This window comes from Pseudonocardia sp. SID8383 (genome assembly GCF_009864975.1).
In the GTDB taxonomy this organism is placed as follows: domain Bacteria; phylum Actinomycetota; class Actinomycetes; order Mycobacteriales; family Pseudonocardiaceae; genus Pseudonocardia; species Pseudonocardia alni.
In genome coordinates, this window is record NZ_WWFY01001067.1 from 1 (window position 1) to 959 (window position 959).

The following is a 959-nucleotide window of genomic DNA, read 5'->3' on the forward strand; positions in this document are numbered from 1 at the left end:
CTCCCAGGTGGTCTCCAGCAGCAGCCGCTGCTGGGGGTCCATGGCGAGCGCCTCGCGGGGGGAGATGCCGAAGAACCGGGCGTCGAAGTCCGCGACGCCGTCCAGGAACCCACCCCGCAGCGTGGCCGAGGCCCCGTCGCCGAGCGCGGCGAGGTCCCAGCCGCGGTCGTCGGGGAACCCGGTGATGCCGTCATCGCCGCGGGCCACGAGCTCCCACAGGTCCTCGGGGGTGCGGACCCCGCCGGGGAACCGGCAGGCCATCCCGACGACGACGATCGGGTCGTCCACGGCGGCGCTCGTGCGGACCGGGCCCCGCTGCTCGGGCAGCGTGCCGAGCAGCTCGCCGAGCAGGAACCCGGCCATCTCCCGCGGGGTGGGCCGGTCGTAGACCAGCGTCGCGGGCAGCGACAGCCCGGTGGCGGCGTTGAGCGCGTTGCGCAGCTCCAGGATGGTCAGCGAGTCGAAGCCGAGGTCGCGGAACGCGCGGTCGTCGTCGACGGTGCGCGGGTCGGCGTGTCCGAGCACGGCCGCGACCTGGGTGCGCAGTACGTCGAGCACGACGCCGAGGCGTTCGTCGTCGGGCAGGGCCGCGAGCCGGCCCCGCAGCCCGGTACCGGTGTCCCCACCGGTGGTGGGGGCGGCGAGCCGGGCGACCTCGGGGAGATCGGCGACCAGCGGCATCGGCCGGACGGACCCGAACGCGCGCAGGAACCGCTCCCAGTCCATGTCGGCGATCGCGAGGGTGGTCTCCCCACCTTCCCGGCTCCCGTCGACGGCCCGCAGCAGCGCGACCGCCGCCGTCTCCGGGTCGAGCGGTGCGAAGCCGCCGCGCCGTACGCGGGCGGCGACCTCGGCGGCGTCGGCGACCATGCCGGAGCCGTCCCACGGGCCCCACGCCACCGACAACGCGGGCAGGCCGCGGGCGCGGCGGTGCTCGGCGAGGGCGTCGAGGTAGGCGT

At 76.5% G+C, this 959-nt stretch carries 1 protein-coding gene; it reads right to left on the reverse strand.

Annotation, left to right across the window (positions count from 1 at the left end; genetic code table 11):
- Positions 1-959, reverse strand: a 959-nt coding sequence (locus GTW08_RS25705; RefSeq protein ID WP_161152655.1) for an acyl carrier protein, incomplete at both ends; no start/stop codon positions are given.